16 protein-coding genes and 1 pseudogene are annotated in these 17,128 nt (G+C 45.4%); 11 read left to right on the top strand and 6 right to left on the bottom strand.

Features of this window, described 5'->3' with window-relative positions; translation table 11 throughout:
• Nucleotides 1–128 precede the first annotated feature (128 nt).
• From BUB18_RS17275 to BUB18_RS17265, 3 genes are read left to right on the top strand one after another with little or no spacing between them, the layout of a single operon-like run.
• Entirely contained in the window at nt 129–512 is a 384-nt protein-coding gene (locus tag BUB18_RS17275) for a LexA family protein (RefSeq protein WP_245805689.1), read from the top strand.
• A 7-nt stretch (nt 513–519) separates the two neighbouring features.
• Entirely contained in the window at nt 520–1,008 is a 489-nt protein-coding gene (locus tag BUB18_RS17270) for a hypothetical protein (protein WP_073083504.1), read from the top strand.
• A gap of 3 nt (nt 1,009–1,011) precedes the next feature.
• Nucleotides 1,012–1,764 carry an SOS response-associated peptidase gene (locus BUB18_RS17265; RefSeq protein WP_073083502.1) on the top strand — a complete coding sequence of 251 codons (753 nt, stop codon included), beginning with the start codon at nt 1,012–1,014 and terminating at the stop codon, nt 1,762–1,764.
• 216 nt (nt 1,765–1,980) lie between these two features.
• On the opposite strand, the gene BUB18_RS17260 is transcribed toward BUB18_RS17265, so the two are convergent.
• From BUB18_RS17260 to BUB18_RS29995, 3 genes are all read right to left on the bottom strand, one after another.
• The gene (locus tag BUB18_RS17260) at nt 1,981–2,451 is read right to left on the bottom strand and encodes a hypothetical protein (RefSeq protein WP_073083500.1); all 471 of its coding nucleotides are present in this window, start codon (nt 2,449–2,451) and stop codon (nt 1,981–1,983) included.
• 50 nt (nt 2,452–2,501) lie between these two features.
• Nucleotides 2,502–3,011: a hypothetical protein gene (locus BUB18_RS17255; RefSeq protein ID WP_073083499.1), complete on the bottom strand. Its 510-nt coding sequence runs from the start codon at nt 3,009–3,011 to the stop codon at nt 2,502–2,504.
• Nucleotides 3,012–3,172: 161 nt separating this feature from the next.
• On the bottom strand, nt 3,173–4,138 hold the full coding sequence (locus BUB18_RS29995) for a hypothetical protein (protein ID WP_073083497.1): 966 nt from the start codon (nt 4,136–4,138) through the stop codon (nt 3,173–3,175).
• 377 nt (nt 4,139–4,515) lie between these two features.
• On the opposite strand from BUB18_RS29995, the gene BUB18_RS17240 reads away from it, so the two are divergent.
• From BUB18_RS17240 to BUB18_RS17230, 3 genes are all read left to right on the top strand, one after another.
• Nucleotides 4,516–5,370, top strand: a complete 855-nt coding sequence (locus BUB18_RS17240) for a hypothetical protein (protein WP_073083495.1) — start codon at nt 4,516–4,518, stop codon at nt 5,368–5,370.
• A 192-nt stretch (nt 5,371–5,562) separates the two neighbouring features.
• Nucleotides 5,563–7,164, top strand: a complete 1,602-nt coding sequence (locus BUB18_RS17235) for an NAD(P)/FAD-dependent oxidoreductase (protein WP_073083493.1) — start codon at nt 5,563–5,565, stop codon at nt 7,162–7,164.
• A gap of 15 nt (nt 7,165–7,179) precedes the next feature.
• Nucleotides 7,180–8,697, top strand: coding sequence for a hypothetical protein (locus tag BUB18_RS17230; RefSeq protein WP_073083492.1), 1,518 nt, complete (start codon nt 7,180–7,182; stop codon nt 8,695–8,697).
• 53 nt (nt 8,698–8,750) lie between these two features.
• Here BUB18_RS17230 and BUB18_RS17225 read toward each other — a convergent pair whose 3' ends face one another.
• The 3 genes and pseudogenes from BUB18_RS17225 to BUB18_RS17215 all read right to left on the bottom strand — a co-directional run.
• Complete coding sequence (locus tag BUB18_RS17225; protein ID WP_073083490.1) at nt 8,751–10,316, bottom strand: hypothetical protein; 1,566 nt, start codon at nt 10,314–10,316, stop codon at nt 8,751–8,753.
• 92 nt (nt 10,317–10,408) lie between these two features.
• A complete protein-coding gene (locus BUB18_RS17220; RefSeq protein ID WP_073083488.1) occupies nt 10,409–10,801 on the bottom strand; it encodes an acyl-CoA thioesterase in 393 nt (130 codons plus the stop codon).
• Between the two features lie 186 nt (nt 10,802–10,987).
• Nucleotides 10,988–11,662, bottom strand: a pseudogene (locus BUB18_RS17215) (carbohydrate kinase family protein); the annotation flags it as partial.
• A gap of 382 nt (nt 11,663–12,044) precedes the next feature.
• Between BUB18_RS17215 and BUB18_RS17210 the strand changes: the two are divergent.
• The 5 genes from BUB18_RS17210 (at nt 12,045) to BUB18_RS29670 (ending at nt 17,091) form a co-directional block, all read left to right on the top strand.
• Entirely contained in the window at nt 12,045–12,734 is a 690-nt protein-coding gene (locus BUB18_RS17210; protein ID WP_073083485.1) for a hydrolase, read from the top strand.
• Between the two features lie 76 nt (nt 12,735–12,810).
• Complete coding sequence (locus BUB18_RS17205; protein ID WP_073083483.1) at nt 12,811–14,577, top strand: amidohydrolase; 1,767 nt, start codon at nt 12,811–12,813, stop codon at nt 14,575–14,577.
• Between the two features lie 2 nt (nt 14,578–14,579).
• A complete protein-coding gene (locus BUB18_RS17200) occupies nt 14,580–15,953 on the top strand; it encodes an alginate export family protein (protein ID WP_073083481.1) in 1,374 nt (457 codons plus the stop codon).
• 267 nt (nt 15,954–16,220) lie between these two features.
• Nucleotides 16,221–16,571 (top strand): hypothetical protein, encoded by a 351-nt coding sequence (locus BUB18_RS17195; protein WP_073083479.1) that lies wholly within the window; start codon nt 16,221–16,223, stop codon nt 16,569–16,571.
• A gap of 34 nt (nt 16,572–16,605) precedes the next feature.
• Nucleotides 16,606–17,091 (top strand): hypothetical protein, encoded by a 486-nt coding sequence (locus BUB18_RS29670; protein ID WP_073083478.1) that lies wholly within the window; start codon nt 16,606–16,608, stop codon nt 17,089–17,091.
• Nucleotides 17,092–17,128: the final 37 nt, after the last annotated feature.

Below are 17,128 nucleotides of genomic sequence, written 5' to 3'. Positions count from 1 at the left end.
CAATGTATTCAAATAACCCGCACCCACTAACGTTTTCAAAGATTTTAAAAATGATCCCCGGAATATTTTTTTAACTAAAATATTTAGTTTTATTTTGCCAATAATATTAGCATTTTAAAACACAGATTATGGAAGCGATGAAGTTGAGTGGAGAAATTGTTACCCTACCCTTGCATAATGCCAACATGGAAGACACGATAGACCTTTCAAGGGTAATCCACTCCCAGCCCCACAGCACTTTTATCTTTCAGATCAAGGGGGATGGTATGGCGGATGCCAACATGCCCGATGGCGCTATGGCCGTGGTTGACAGGTCGTTGCGCCCCGGCACCGGCGATATTATACTGGCCATGGTAAATGGTGAATACACGGTAAAGCGACTGGTGAAAGCGGGCCGTAACTGGGTGCTTCATTCAGAAAATGCTTTTTATAAACCGGTATTAATCACAGAAGATACTGATTTCCAGGTATGGGGAGTAGTAACGGCGGTGATAGTAGACATGCGTAAATAATACGGCCATGTTTAATCCGCTTGCATTATTTACCCCGCCGGTATTAACGGCCTTCCTGAACCAGGGCTACACGTTGTTTGTAAGGCAGAGTTATCTTCCCGGTATTGAGCCTGGTGACCAGGTGACCAGGGAGGCCTTTTTAATCACACCTTATAAAGATATTGGTGAGGCCAATCAGCACTTTCAGCATATCCGCTTCGATAAGCGAAAATATATATACCAGGCGCATCGCCCTGAAGAAATGGACAAATTATTTATTGCTGCAGGCCAGCCCCCAGGCTACAAGGTATTTACCGCGATGCTAAAAGGTAAAACCTGGGAGCCAGGTGGCGAGGTCGCAGAAAAGCTGCGCCGCTATATGCAGATTCATACCAACTGGCGGCCTAACAGCACGGTTGATGCCGAGCTGTACACACATTATGGCGAACTAATTATTGCCCTCCGCTACGGACAAGAGGAAATACAAGTACCTTTATATCAACTAATCTCCGGATAGCGTATGTGTTATGATATCGCCTTTACTACCAAAATTGAAAGCATATTCAAAATCATGCCCCTGCTGCAAACCGCGCCGGGAGCTAACCTTCAGTTTGACGCTACGTACCATAAAATCGGGATGTCGTACCCGCAATGGCCGATTGTAGTAAACCATGAAGGCCCGCAATTAGCCCTGTTTAACTGGGGGCCCATTCCTAAAATGTTGAATACACCGGAAAAAGTAAAGCGGCAACGGCAAATGTTTCTCAACGCACGCAGCGAGAAAGTACTGGAACCTAAAACACTGTGGAACGCCATCCGCACACAACGCTGCCTCATTCCCGTTACCGGATTTTTTGAATACCGGGAAGTGCCGGGATTGAAAAACAAAGTGCCCTATTATATTAAATCGCAGGAACAGGAAGTGTTTTTCATAGCTGGGTTATGGGCATTATCCAATTCCTGGGATGTGGATAAACCCGAACGTATCCCCACATTTTCCCTGCTCACCCGTAGCGCCAACAACGTAATGCGTCAAATCCACAACGGGGGCGATAATGCGGGCCGCATGCCCATGATGCTCACCAATGAACTGGCCGAAGAATGGATCAAACCAGACCTAACTGACACGGATATACGCGATGTACTGCAATACGAACAACCTTCGGATACGCTGCAGTTCTGGACCGTCAATTCCGTTCGTAAAGCCAAACCAGACGATGCCTCCGTGATCGCTGAAATCAATTACGAAGGTCTACCGCCGGTAACCGTATAGTTTATTTCAATTCCCTCCTATAACAGCGAACAGCCCGCAGTGATGCGGGCTGTTCGCGTTTTGGGCGTTAACAGTAAATAACATTTCTATACGCAGTCTGGCATAGTTTTCCTACCCCAAGTCTTGAAGGTGAATCACTTCCATTACTGATTTACTCAGAGATTTGCTTTATGGCCATATAAAAGGAAACCGGCAATCCGGATGGCGGCCGACAACCTATTTTTTTTGATCAATCCTCTTTCTCCTCCTCTCTTCCAGCTGTGCTGCCACTCTCTTAATTTTCTCATTGTATTCCTGCATTTCAGGACTGTTTTCAATCTCCTTACGTCTGGCGGCCTCCCGGCTCAATCCAATGATAAGAAGCAAACCCAGCAGCCCGAAGATGCACAGGATCAGGAGTATTTTCACATCACCATCCCTGGTAGTCCCAGCAAATAAGGCAATGACAGCACACACAATCACCGTTATTACCGCCAGTTTTTTTGACCCCGATTCCCTGGCAAACGCTGGGCGCGATGGAATCTCCAAATCATCATCTTCCACCGGTTTCTCCGGCAAATTTTCTGATGAGGAGGGAATCATAAAAAGAGTGCCGCAGTGATTACAATGCACCAGATCATTTCTTTCAGGCATGAGGCTTACATCGGAGCTACCGCATTGGGCGCAAATGAGGGCTGACGGATTCATGTGGCTTTAATAACATTTTTGATAAATAGTACGGTGTTTTCCTAATAGGGCTATTTATTTGTTTGCCCTTTTAATTTTTCTCTTTCCTCCCTCCTTTCCCGGATTTGTCTTCTGACGCGATTGTATTCCTGCATCTCCGGACTGCTTTCATACTTCCTTTTCTTCTCTAATCCTAAGTTTAAAAGTATAAAGCTACATATCCCCAATCCGCCTATACAAGCTATAAGTTGGTATAACCAGGTATCATCTCCGGTTACATTCAAAATCAGATATGCGCCGATAAATCCAATAACCACCAATATGAATGTTACAAACTTTTCGGTATTGGTAGTTCCTGGGCGAGGGGGTACAGGTGGAATAATTAACTCTTCTTCTTCTTTTTCCTCTTCTTCAACCTCCGGTTCCGGCTCTTCTATAGCTTGTGGAAGGGGTTCTCCCTGCGGCGGTGGAATCATAAATATGGCGCCACAATAATTGCAATTGACAAGATCATTTCGTTGAGGCATCAGCTTTACATCGGAGCTGCCGCATTGTGCACAGGTGAGGACCGGGAAATTCATGGATAGTATTTGGCTATAAAATTATAAATATAAAAAACGATTAAGACATTTTTCCTATCGTTTAATTCGTATAAAAAAAGTGATTGTATCACGTGATACTATCACTTTTTAGATTATCTATCAGAAATACAAGATACAAACGTAGTAACTCCCCATCGATATCAGATCTTACCCCGATTCTCCGCCCTGCTTTTCTCCACCTGCAAAATATTATTTTGTATGTCCTTCATGATCCATTTTGCCCACCAGCCTGCATAAAAATTAAACGTGGTATTCATGGTAAAATGACTGTATAAATGCAGCCGGTAAGTTTGGCCATTTATCCGTTCCAGTTCATAAGTACCATTGAGCACATCAAAAAACTGTCCGCCTATAATGATATGTTCATCCATAGTGGCAGCAGGAATATCTTGTGGATGAGCCTTTATATCAAAAACCATTTTTTGCTGATGTATGTAAGTCGTAACGGTTTCATGAAAAGTGAGCCCATTCGTAAATATCGCCTTGCGATACCCGCCAACGCCTTCGTAATTCAACACCGCCTCCACCGGGCGTGGAAAACCCATAAATTTCGTTAGCCAGCCTTTATCCGCCGATGCCGGTATAGCTTTCACACGGGTAACCTGACTCCAGATGGTAGCCGCATCTGCGTGTATATCAATACTGGTATAAGCTTTAAAAGTTTTTTTGTGCGCACCAATGTGATGTTCTATCGGAGATATCAGCAAGGGTAATATCAATACGAAGCTGGTGTAAATACGTTCGTTCTTTTTTTGCTTAAGAAAGCGCCTGGCTATAAAGCCCCCAGCCGAACTGGCAAACAGGAATAGTGGCAAAGCCATGATCCAGCAAATCATTCCCTCCATACCAAAGGCCACCGTTATTACAAAGAAGACCGTAATAGGCACCCAGGGCATCGCCAAAGTATATATATCGCTTTTTATCTTTTCTTTAGGAGATAGAATAATGGTAACAGCTCCCACTACAAACGGGACCAAAAACAAGAAGGAGATAGTCATCACGGAAAAAATCCTTTCCCAACCTTTCAGATCAAAAATTATACGCAGGAAGAGCGCGTATAAAACAGGAATGGCGATAACTTTTAAGGCAAGGAAAACACGTTTCATGGTATAGCAGCTATTTTTCAGCCGGCCATGAATGTAAAAAAGAAAACTTGATTTTCTTTCAGCGCCCGGAGAAAGCCCTGGCACGGCAGGCAATTACATAAATAGAAAAACCGCAAACCCTTTTCAAGATTTGCGGTTTTTAGCTTGTTGCCTGACCTGGATTCGAACCAAGACTGAGCGAGTCAGAGTCGCGAGTACTACCATTATACTATCAGGCATCATCGTTTCAGGACGGCAAAATTACAACATTCTTCATTTCAACCAAAATTTTTTGAAGATTTTTTCAGAAAAAAATTTCAAAACCCGCTCAGTATCAACTGTCGCGGCCTTTTTCCGGGAATTATTCCTAAATTAACACCTGCTAAACCGCTCATTTTATGCGCCACATACTGTTTGCCACCCTCCTGCTGATCGGTACCGGACTACAGGGCCTCGCCCAGACCACCACGGTTAAACCCCAGCTAATGGGGCATATCAACGATAAAAAGCTGAAAGAAGCCTCCGGCATCGCCTCCTCCGTGCCGCTTAAAAACTGCTTCTGGTCGCATAACGACAGCGGCAACAAACCCGACGTATTCCTGCTGAACAATAAGGCAGCCGTCATCAGCGTGTTTAACATCGAAAACGGGACGAATAAGGACTGGGAAGACATTGCCGAAGGGCCGGGCCCGGTAAAGGGCAAATACTACGTATACGTGGCAGATATTGGCGATAACAGCGGCACACGTGACCATATCCGCATCTACCGCTTCCCCGAGCCTGCCACCAAACCGCAGCCTAAAGTAAACATCACCGCGGACGTGCTCAAACTGGAATACCCCGATCACCCCAAAGATGCGGAATCCCTCATGATCGACCCCATCTCCCGGCAGATCTATATCATCAGCAAACGCCAGAAAGCAGTACACCTCTATAAAACTACACTCGACTTTAAAGACGGCGATCAAACCAATCTTCAGAAATTAATCACCCTCCCCTTTACCTGGGTAGTTTCCGCCGATATCTCCAAAGATGGCCACCATATCGTACTCAAAACCCTCACCACCGTATACTACTGGAACCGCAAAAACGGAGAAACCGTAGAACAGGCCATGGCACGCCCCGGCAAACAACTCCCCTATGAACCGGAAGCACAGGGCGAAGCCATCACTATCTTACCGGACAACAGCGGGTACGTTACCATCAGCGAAGGCAAAGCCGCCCCAATGTATTTCTATAAATGGAAATTCTAATCTCTCCCTATATTACCTGATTTTTTTATCGCTGACATACCATTTCAGTGTGGACTGTTAAACTTGTATATGCAAGCAGATCATTATTGCAGTAAATGATCTGCCTCCCTGTTTTACCCTGAAGTCCGACACCCTCAAAAACAGCTGCGCTCTGATAATCCCGGGCTGGCTGTTTTGTAAAACCATAATAGTATGCCAGCAAAAAAAGCAATTATCATCGGGGCAGGTCCCGCAGGTTTGACCGCCGCCTATGAACTACTTCAACGCACCAACATTATACCGATAGTCCTGGAAAAAAGTACTGACATTGGTGGAATTTCTAAAACGGTCAACTACAAAGGCAACAGGATCGACATCGGAGGACACCGCTTCTTCTCCAAATCCGACCGCGTAATGGAATGGTGGCTAAATATGATGCCCCCTCAGGAAGAAGCCGCTGAAACTTTCAGCATCACCTACCAACGCAAAACAAGAGATGTTAAAAAGCCTGAAAACACTGGCACCGACACACTCGTAGCACGCGACCCTGACCTGATCATGCTCGTCAGACAACGCCTGTCACGTATCTACTTCCTGAAAAAATTCTTTAACTACCCCATACAACTTTCGCTGGACACCCTGAAAAAACTGGGCCTCAGCACCACCATCAGCATCATGTTCTCCTACATGTATGCCCAGTTGTTTCCACGCAAACAGGAAAAATCACTGGAAGATTTTATGGTGAACCGCTTCGGCAAAACACTGTACCACCTCTTCTTTAAAGACTATACCGAAAAGGTATGGGGTATCGAATGCTCCAAAATATCCGCCGAATGGGGCGCCCAGCGTATCAAAGGTATCTCTATAGGTAAAGCCATCTCCCATGCCCTCAAAACCGCCTGGGACGCCGGCAAACCTAAAGACATCAATCAGAAAAATGTAGAAACCAGCCTGATCGAACAATTTCTCTATCCGAAATTCGGACCGGGCCAACTATGGGAAGAAGTAGCGCGACAAGTAACAGAACGCGGAGGCACCATCCTCATGCAGCACGATGTTAAAAAAGTATTCACCAACAGTAACCTCATAACCGCTATAGAAGCAGTGGATAAAACCACCGGCGAAGCAGTCATCCTCGACGGCGACTACTTCTTTTCCACCATGCCGGTACAGGAACTGATTGCGGATATACAAGGTAACGTGCCGCAAAATATCCGGGACATCGCCGCCGGGCTGATGTACCGCGACTTCATCACCATTGGTATCCTCCTCAAAAACCTCAGCTTCCAGGACGGGAAAACGGGCGAGTACAAACCCATTACCCTCAAAGACACCTGGATCTACATACAGGAAAAAGATGTACGCGTGGGCAGACTACAACTATTCAATAACTGGAGCCCCTTTATGGTAAAAGACCCCGGCACCACCTGGGTGGGCATGGAATACTTCTGTAACATGGGCGACGGCTTCTGGGAACTCCCCGATGAAGAAATACGCCAGATCGCCATCGATGAACTCTGTAAAATCGGCCTGGCACAAAAAGCAGATGTACTCGATGCCACCGTGCTCCGCATGGAAAAAACATACCCCGCCTATTTTGGCACCTACGATAGGTTTGATGAACTCAAAGACTATGTGGACTCCTTCGAAAACATCTTCCTCGTAGGCCGTAACGGTATGCATAAATACAACAACTCCGACCACTCCATGCTCACCGCCATGGTAGCGGTAGATAATATCTGCAACGGCATTGTTACCAAATCAAACATCTGGAGTATCAATACGGAGCAGGAGTATCATGAAGAGAAAAAATAAACGAAATAACCACGAATGATATTACCTATTTACGGCGACCCCAAAATAACGGATACCAGTTTCAAACATTTTCTGCTTGCCGACAGGCGTAACCGCCTGTTGGCAGGGATTGCCATAGCAGTCATTATTGTTAACCTGGTAATATTTAAAATCATATATCCTTACATGGATATTACGCCGGACAGTGAAAGCTATCTGACAGCGGCTGCCTATCATTTGCAGGCAGACCTCTGGCCGGTTGGTTATTCCAGAATACTGGAACTACAGCATCTTGTGATACCTTCAGAAACAGGCCTGATGGTATTTCAGTACCTCTGCTTACAAGCGGGTGCATTCTTTCTGTACTTCACCTTATTATACCTGTTAAGACCTGGAAAACTTTTTACCTACGGTGCATTTCTCTTTCTACTAATTAACCCTTTATTTCTTTACCTCAGCAACTATGTAATTACGGAAGCGTTATTCCTTGCCCTCGGGTTTACCTGGTTTGCGCTGTTGCTGTGGGTACGCTATAAACCCGGCACCCTTGTTTTTCTATTCCATGGCGTTGTACTGGCGGTGGCCTTCACAATGCGGTATAATGCCATGTTTTTCCCTGTGGTAGCGCTGGGGGCTATACTGCCTGCCCGTGCTGCCACCTGGAAAAAAGTATATGCCATCGCGTTACCCGCAGTACTCATTGGCACGTTTATCTGGCACACCACGCAACAGACTTACAAACTGACCGGCGTAAAAAAATTTTCCGTATTCAGTGGCTGGCAGCTGGCAAACAATGCCATGTACATGCTACCCTATATTGCATACGACACCACCGGTGTACCTGCACATTTGCAGGGATTACACCGCTATTCCCACCAGTTTGTAAAAAGTAAATATTTTAATCCGGAAGAAGCTACCCTGCCGGCAGGGGCATATTACATGTGGACGCAAAACGGCCCGTTAAAAGTCATGCTCTCCAGCTACATGAAAAAACATCAGGTAACAGATAATTATACCGGATGGGCAAGGGTTTCAGCGTCTTACAGCGAATATGGCAAATTCCTGATCACCAAACATCCGCTGGCGTTTGCCACACACTTCTGGTTGCCCAATATCGTAGAATACATGCGTCCGGGCACAGAAATGATTGGCAGCAGCAACAGGAATAAAATTGGCACACCCGGGGTAATGCGGCAATGGTTCCGAAACACGCCCGTGCAAATCAGCGAACGCTTTCCGGGCCTGCAGCCCTTCCTGATGACGAAATACACTTTCCTGTTCATCTTCCTTCAGCTGGCTTTCATAGAGGAAGTCATCCGGTTTATTTATCTCAAACGGTATAAGTTTGTAGAGCTGATATTCAACCAGGTGCTGGCACTCTTTGTCACTTTTCAAATAGCGCACTTTTTCTTTAGTACGCTGGCAGCCCCCGTTGTACTGCGATACCAGACCATGATGATTGTACTGCTGCTATTCGCGGTATTACTGCTGGTAGAAAAAAATGATAATACTCCCATCTGGTCAGATACCGCGGAGCCGGTACCGGGTATATAAAAAAACAGCTGTACCTGACAGATACAGCTGCTTAATATTTTTATATTTCTATACTAATGATGCCGGCCACCGAACACCAGTCCCGCAGATAATTTCAGATATATATTTCCGTTATTTTCCACCTTGGGACCAGGCCTAAGTCCTAACTCAATAGCCGACTTAATACCAAACCATTTGCCCATGCTGATTGCCTGTGCACCGATGCGCGCTCCTATTCTATTTATGGGTGCAGTAACAGGTACAACTTCACTATCCTTAGAGCTTGTGCCTGTTGGCCTGTAATAAATCACATCCTCGTATTTAAATACAGGTGCATACATTACATCCACATATAAATCCGTCTGGTTTGTCACCTCGCGCTTTCCTTTCATCGTCTCATCTCTGAGGTTGATTTTAAGGTCACGGAACTTGCTGAATCCTACACCCGCAGTAATAATTTCAGATTTTGTTATCGCCTTACCGTCATTAATGTTACTATAATCGAACTCACCATAACTTCCTTCCGGTTTATCCACCTTCAGATTCATTAATTGCACCACTGGTCGCACGGCATGAATAGCCCCGGCCCGCAGGGTAACGGTCCGTAACATATCTGCTTTCACATCTCCCACCATTTCTCCATACTTAGTATTGGAGATGTGCATGCGATAGCTGTATGTTTTGACCTTGCCGGCACCAACCGGAAATTTACCCAGCACTTCAATTGACTGCGCCGTTTTATCTGTAACCGGCTCCGGGGCCAACCAGGAAGCAGAATAATCACTCAGGTGCAGATAGTCGTACTGCCAGTTCACGTTGATGCCTATATTATTGTTAAAAGTATAGAAAGCACCTATACCGGTACCCAGGCTGGAATAGGGTTTATACACATCTATGCTGGCCAGATCTGCGGTGATACCCCACCAGTTAATGGCTTCCGGCTGGTTGCGTACCTTTTCATAATAAAAAGTATCCTGGTAGAATTTAGGTGCGGAAGCGTTCAGTTTCTTTCCGGGCACGGGGACGCTTGCCAGCTCCTCTTCTTTAACGGCGGCAGGTGTAGTGGTATCTTTTACAGGCGGTACATAGCAATTAGCATTATATAGATCTACAGATTTCCGCAAATGCTCATCTGCGCGTCTGTTCAATACCCAACTGCCTACGGTACCGGCTATCATAATACCTCCTCCAATACCAAAGCGGGTCCAGAAAACGCCAGGCTTTGCCCCTTCTTTTGCAGCGGCAAACAAACCACTGAATGCCATCACCGCCCCAACGCCAAAAGAGCCATAGAAACTTAATTTGGCCTTACGTCGGTTTTGATTAAATGCATTGATTTCTTCCATCGCCAACGGACACTTATAATAATAGTTGCTCAATACGCTGGCATTACGGCCGATCTCCACCGGCTTCTTCCCATTTATTCTTACAAAAGGAATGGAATACGTAGTTGTTCTTCCGTTAGATGAGTAAGCAGTTACTGTTTTGTACACCAATTCCAGGCTGTTCAGGTTAGCTGCTGCTTTTTTTGAAGGACGTTTGATAATTTTTGATTGAAGGGCAGAATCACTCTGACCATAGGCACAAACAGAAAAGGTTACAAGCAACAGTGTAAAGATGCTTTTTACGAGGCATTTCATAGTAGGTATAAGGTTTTATTTCCGGGCGACAAAACTATAAAACAAAACCTTATACGTAAGTAATACGAATGTGTATATTTATGGCTAGATAATTATTCTTCTCTCAATCGTTCATCCGTATACGTGATAGCCGTTTTTCCATGCGGCACCGGTACGCCATGCTCATCCACACTAACAAATACTATCCGGTCGATGGTAAGAATGCTTTTTTGCGTGATTTTATTTCTTACCTCACACTGTAACGTAAGGGAAGTACGGCCAAAATGCGTAGCCTTAATACCCAGTTCCACTATATCTCCCTGACGGGCGGAGTTGATGAAGTTAATTTCAGACATGTACTTGGTTACACAACGATTAGTGCCCAGCTGGATAATAGAATAGATAGCGGCTTCTTCATCGATCCATCGCAGTAAACTACCGCCAAATAAGGTGCCGTGCGCATTCAGGTCTTCAGGTTTTACCCATTTTCTCGTATAAAAATTCATTGCATCCCGATTTTTAACTCCACGCAAAGGTACAAAAAAAGCAGGAGCCGTTTCCGGCCCCTGCACTGACTATTTCGGCCGTATATCTTACAGCAACGCATCAATTTCCTTTAGCTCATACTGCGGACATCCACCACTTTTGCCAGCCACCAAAGCGCCGAGGGCATTACCAAAGCGGATGGCGGCGGCCGGCTCGCTGCCCTGATGGCGTGCATGCAGGTAACCTGCCAGCAGGGCATCGCCGCTGCCAATCGTATCTACCACCTGGACTACGTGGCCTTTTTCATAATGAAATACCCCATCTTCATATAAAACAGCACCAGCTGCGCCCAGTGTTACAATGATTGCGCGTGGCAGATATTTTTCCTGCAACTGTTCAATACAGGCTTCCATATCTCCCGAAAAACTAAACCAGCGGCTTAGCTCCACCAACTCGTGTTCATTTATTTTTACGATATCGGCATGTTGTAATAACCAGTCCACCTGCTCCATGGAAAAATGCGGAGGTCGCAGGTTTACATCCAGCACACGCAGTGCCGGCACCCTCAGCATCGCTTTCAGCGCTTCCCTGCTCACTGCATGCCGCGAAGAAAGCGATCCAAAAATAATATACGCCGGATGTGCATCCAGGAAGGCTTCCCAGGTAAGGTCAGCAGCAATAAAATCCCATGCCGCCGGAAACAGAATATCGTAGGCCATCTCCTGCGAAGGCGTAATAGTAGCCAGCACCTTACCGGTAGGCACCAGTTCATCTTGCTGGATATAAGCAGTATTTAACCCATAACCACGCATCAACTGCAGGAGCTGCTCACCGTAAGCATCTTGTCCGACTCGTGTAACCATGGCCGTAGTATGCCCCATTTTCTGCAAATGGTACGCTACGTTCATAGGTGCACCACCCGGCAATTCCTTGTCAGGTAAGATATCCCACAGTACTTCTCCGAAACAAACGATTTCTGTTTTCATGAATAAAAGATAGGAAGTTCTTTTAAGATGGGCAAGTGTAATTTGTACCACAAATGTAATAAAACAACCATGAACACCAATGCCGCCGAAAATCGATGCAACCCAATACCACAGGACATTTCACCACACATTCATCTTTTTATCACCCAAAACGAACACATTCTTTTAATTAACCATTTACACACATGAGTGCACTTAGTTTTCGTGGTATGACCTGCAGCACATGCCACGCATAAACCAATTAGTAACCAATCTATATTCCTTAAACAACACAAAAATGAAAAGAATTCTTGTATCATTCGCACTGAGCCTATCAGCGGCCGTAGCATTTGCACAAAAACCAGGTCCACAGTTATTGAATCCTACAAACCATGCCCTCGTACTCATCGACCATGAAGGCCAGATGGCATTTGCAACCAAAAGCATTACTACCGAGGAATTGAGAAACAACGTGGCCATCGTGGCCGGGGCATCCAAAATTTTTAATATACCTACGGTTGTAACCACTGTTGCAGAAAAATCCTTCAGCGGACCTGTGTTTCCTGAAGTAGAACTTTTTTATCCACAAGCCACCAGCGGTTATATCGACAGAACTACCATGAACACCTGGGAAGATGTAAACGCACACAAAGCCATCACCTCAAAAGGTAAAAAGAAACTGGTATTAGGTGGGCTGTGGACAGGTGTATGCATCGTAGGACCTGCATTGTCCGCTATAGCAGAAGGTTATGAAGTATATATCATCACTGATGCCTGTGGTGATGTTTCGAAAGAAGCACACGAACAGGCTATTAACCGCATGATCCAGGCAGGTGCCAAACCAATAACTTCTGTGCAGTACCTGCTGGAATTGCAGCGCGACTGGGCACGTCAGGAAACTTATAAAGCAGTAACCGACCTGGTGAAAAAATACGGCGGTGCATATGGGCTCGGTATCCAGTATGCCCACGAAATGCTGAAACACTAAGTCACCCTTTAATAGCTGCGAGGTTGTATCAACGCTACTCAGCCGTTGATACAACCTCTTTTAAATATCATTCCTCATGAAAATATTTTTCTATGCCAGCGTTGCCAGCCTGCTGATTACCACAGGCAGCCTGCATGCGCAACAGGCGGACCTGATTATCACCAATGGCAAAATAACGACGCTCAATGAGGCGCAGCCGGAAGTACAGGCGGTGGCCATTGCTAACCATAAAATACTCAAAGCTGGTACAAACGACGCCATACTGCGACTCAAAGGAAAAAATACACAGGTAATAGACGCAAATGGTAAACGCGTTATTCCAGGCCTGTTTGATAGTCACCTGCACGTGATCCGCGGCGGTCGCTTTTACAATACGGAACTCCGCTGGGATGGCGTCACCACTCTCAAGCGTGCACTGGAAATGCTCAGAGAGCAGGCACAGCGCACGCCTGAAGGCCAGTGGATACGGGTGGTGGGAGGATGGAACGAGTACCAGTTTGCAGAAAAAAGACTGCCCACCCTGGAAGAAATCAATGCAGCTACCGGTAACGTACCCACGTTTATTTTATATCTCTACGGTAAAGCATGGTTAAATAAAGCAGGTATAGAGAGATTAAATATCACCGGGGACACTCCCAACCCACCGCAGGGGCTTATCCAGAAGGATACACAGGGGAAACCCACCGGCCTCCTGGTGGCAGAGCCCAACGCCTTCATCCTATACTCCACCCTCGCCAAACTTCCTACACTCACCAGGGCAGAAGAAATTAATTCTACGCTGCAATATATGACAGAACTCAACCGCCTCGGCGTAACCGCTGTCATGGATGCCGGCGGCGGATTCCAGAACTTCCCCGACGACTACGGCATCACCGACGAATTAAACAAACAAAACAAAATAACCGTTCGCCTTCCCTATTTCCTGTTTGCACAAAAAAAAGGGAATGAACTGAATGACTATACGAAATGGGTCGGCATGGTAAACCTGGATGCACACGATCACAGTTCACCGGACTACCACGTGGAAGGTGGCGGAGAAAACCTGGTAGCTGATGGCGCAGACTTCGAAAACTTCCTCTTCCCACGCCCGGAGCTGCCAGCAACTATGGAACCAAATCTGAAAGCGGTTATTAGCCTGCTGGTTAAAAACAAATGGCCATTCCGCCTGCACGCCACCTATAACGAAAGCATTAGCCGATTCCTGGATGTAATAGAAGCAGTAAATAAAGAAACGCCGCTCAATGGGTTGGTATGGTTCTTCGATCACGCAGAAACAGTTTCAGAAGAGAATCTCCAACGGATTAAATCCCTCGGCGGCGGTATCGCCCTGCAGCACCGCATGGCCTACCAGGGTGAAAGCTTCATTCAGCGCTACGGTTCCAAACCGGCCCTGGCATCGCCACCGGTAAAACGAATCCTTGAACTGGGTATCCCAACCGGCCTTGGTACGGATGGCACCCGCGTGGCCAGCTACAACCCATGGATAGCCCTCTACTGGATTACTACGGGTAAAACCATCGGTGGTACACAGGTAATGGCTAAGAACAACACGATCGACCGTAGTACTGCTCTCAAGCTCTTTACCTACGGCGGTTACAATTTGATCAGGGAAACCGGCAAAGGGAAAATACAACCAGGTTACGCTGCTGATATGGTGATACTCGACCAGGATTATTTTACCGTAGAAGCGGAAAGAATTAAATCCATCACAGCGCTGCTAACTATTGTAGATGGCAAAGTAGTTTATGCTGCCGAGGTCTACAAAAACGTAGGCCCGGCACCGTTAGATGTAATTCCAACATGGTCACCTGTTAAATACTTCGGCGGCTATCAAAATAAATAATCATGAAATCTGCGCTGTTTACTACCATTGCTCTCTTTGCTTCCTGCGTCGTTTTATCGGCGCAGGATATACCTGCATTCAAGCCGCTACGTTATAATGAAGACTATAGCTTCTTAAAGAATGATACTGTACGTAAGTGGTATCAGCAAATGAAGTACTCATCATTTTCAGACAGCGGCCATGCCTTCATCAGTTTCGGCGGGGAAGTACGTTTTCAATATTTTTACGTCCACAATGAAGAATGGGGAGAAGCACCTGAAGATGAAGATGGTTATACGCTGAACAGACTGCTGTTTCATACGGATGTACACCTCGGTAAATGGTTCCGTGCCTTTGCACAACTGCAAAGCAGCATGGCGAATAGCAAACCGGCCACCAGCCCGGTAGATGAGGATCCACTGGAACTACACCAGGCTTTTGCAGATATACAGGCCTTATCAAAACATACAAAGTTAATATTCAGGCTGGGCAGGCAGGAACTGATGTATGGTTCACAACGACTGGTGTCCGTACGCGAGTCGCCAAATAACCGTCAATCGTTTGATGCTGCACGCGTATTGTTGCAAAGTGGCCATTATAACACAGCAGCTTTTTATGGTAATTACGTAGCCGCTAAAAAAGGCATCTTCAACGATGGATTTAATAAACATACCCGTTTGTGGGGTGTATACATGACCCGTAGTGAACTGCCACTGCTCCATAATACAGATATCTACTACCTGGGCCTTCGAAAGGACAACACCTTTTATAACGACGGTAATGGTAGAGAGATCAGGCATTCCGCCGGCACCCGGATATGGAACAGCAAAAGTAACTGGCTATACGATGTAGAGGCGTTATATCAATTTGGGGATATGGGGGGCAAAACTATCTCCGCCTGGACGGCCTCTGTAAACACATCCTACCAGTTTACCAGAGTCATGTTTAAGCCTGCTGCCAGCCTAAAAGCAGAAATAGTAAGCGGTGATGCACACAAAGGTGATAATCGGTTACAAACGTTCAATCCCTTATTTCCCAAAGGCGCTTACTTCGGTTTAGCCGCTCTGATAGGCCCGTCTAACCTCATGGATATTCACCCGGGAATTTCTGTTGCATTAAACAGCCGGCTAACTTTTGAAACGGACTACGATATCTTCTGGCGGCACCGAAGCACAGATGGCATCTACGCCGTCAACATGTCGTTGATTTATCCGGATGGCGGCACCCCTGAAAAACATATTGGGAAACAACTAACGGGCGCGTTTAATTATAATCCAAATAATTTCATAGGTCTGCGGGCGGAGTTTACCTGGTTTCAGGCGGGCCCGTATCTGAAAGCAGTAGGGCCTGGAAAGGATATTATTTTTACCGGAGTTACAGCGCAGTGCAAGTTTTAATACATTTTTTTTCTTCGCAAAAAACGCTGATATACTAGGACTATCCAGGTAATTTTCTTTTCGAAATATGGTGATCAGTATTTCCCAGGGGTTAAATCCTTGTAATGGCTAATAGCTCTGGGCTATCCCCCGAGCCCTGCACTTTAAATAAGCATCATTTATCATGGTAAATGAAAAATGATGCATTTAAACAAAAATCGCTATATTAGTAATGTTGTGAATGACCAGAGCTTCCCAAAAACTGAATCAATGTAAATCATCCCTCCATTGATTCAGGCCGTTAAACCGATATATAACAACCGAATTCCGAACAAGGAATATGTTACAGCGACAATTATTCACGAAATCATTCATGGATACTTTAAAATAGAATATGGTTTGGCCTCTTCGGACCCTTGGGATCACGGTGAAATGGCCGGGAATGATTATTTTAATAAAATGAAGTATGCGCTAAAAGAAGTCTTTCCCAATTTGTCAGAAACTGATGCACAAGCACTGGTTTGGATCGGCCTCCAAGACACAGACAAATATAAAGACAAGCCATTAAGTGAAAAGAATGCCATCGAATATATTGCCATGAACTATCGTGTCGGATTATCCGGTACAAAATGTAACTAATATTATGGATTAGACTAGCAATAAAACACATACTATGAAATTATTCCTTATTATTTCATTCATACTTGCAGGTCAATTGTGTAAGGCACAAGATGGAGCAAACACGCCTAAATATCATGATTATCTTAAAGGAGCTGATGGCATACCAATGAAGATGGGGCAGGATGGGCGCACAAATGTCTTTGCTATAAAGTTAACGTATGAAAACGGTCATCTCATTCAGCCGGTCATATTCTCATACAATAGCAATGATATATTTAAGAATTTTATCGAAAGCCATCTTTCTGATTTAGATACCTTGCCTTGGAATAAATTTATACCAGCAATAAAGAGCATGAAACGGTATTCAGTCTGGTGGCTACACGTCTATGCATCTGCTGACTATGAAAGAACATTGCATCCATTTTCACCAACTGAACTGTTCAATGACATGCAAGCTGCTTTCAATGTGGTGAGCAAGGATAATGAGGTTACATTTATTGCACCTCCGTATTTAGTACAAATGTTTTCATTCCACTAATCTAATAACAAATGGCACCAGACAAACTGGTGCCATT

Source organism: Chitinophaga jiangningensis (genome assembly GCF_900142605.1).
In the GTDB taxonomy this organism is placed as follows: domain Bacteria; phylum Bacteroidota; class Bacteroidia; order Chitinophagales; family Chitinophagaceae; genus Chitinophaga; species Chitinophaga jiangningensis.
The sequence above is the reverse complement of the archived record's forward strand: the minus strand, read 5'-3'. Positions and strand labels throughout refer to the sequence as shown.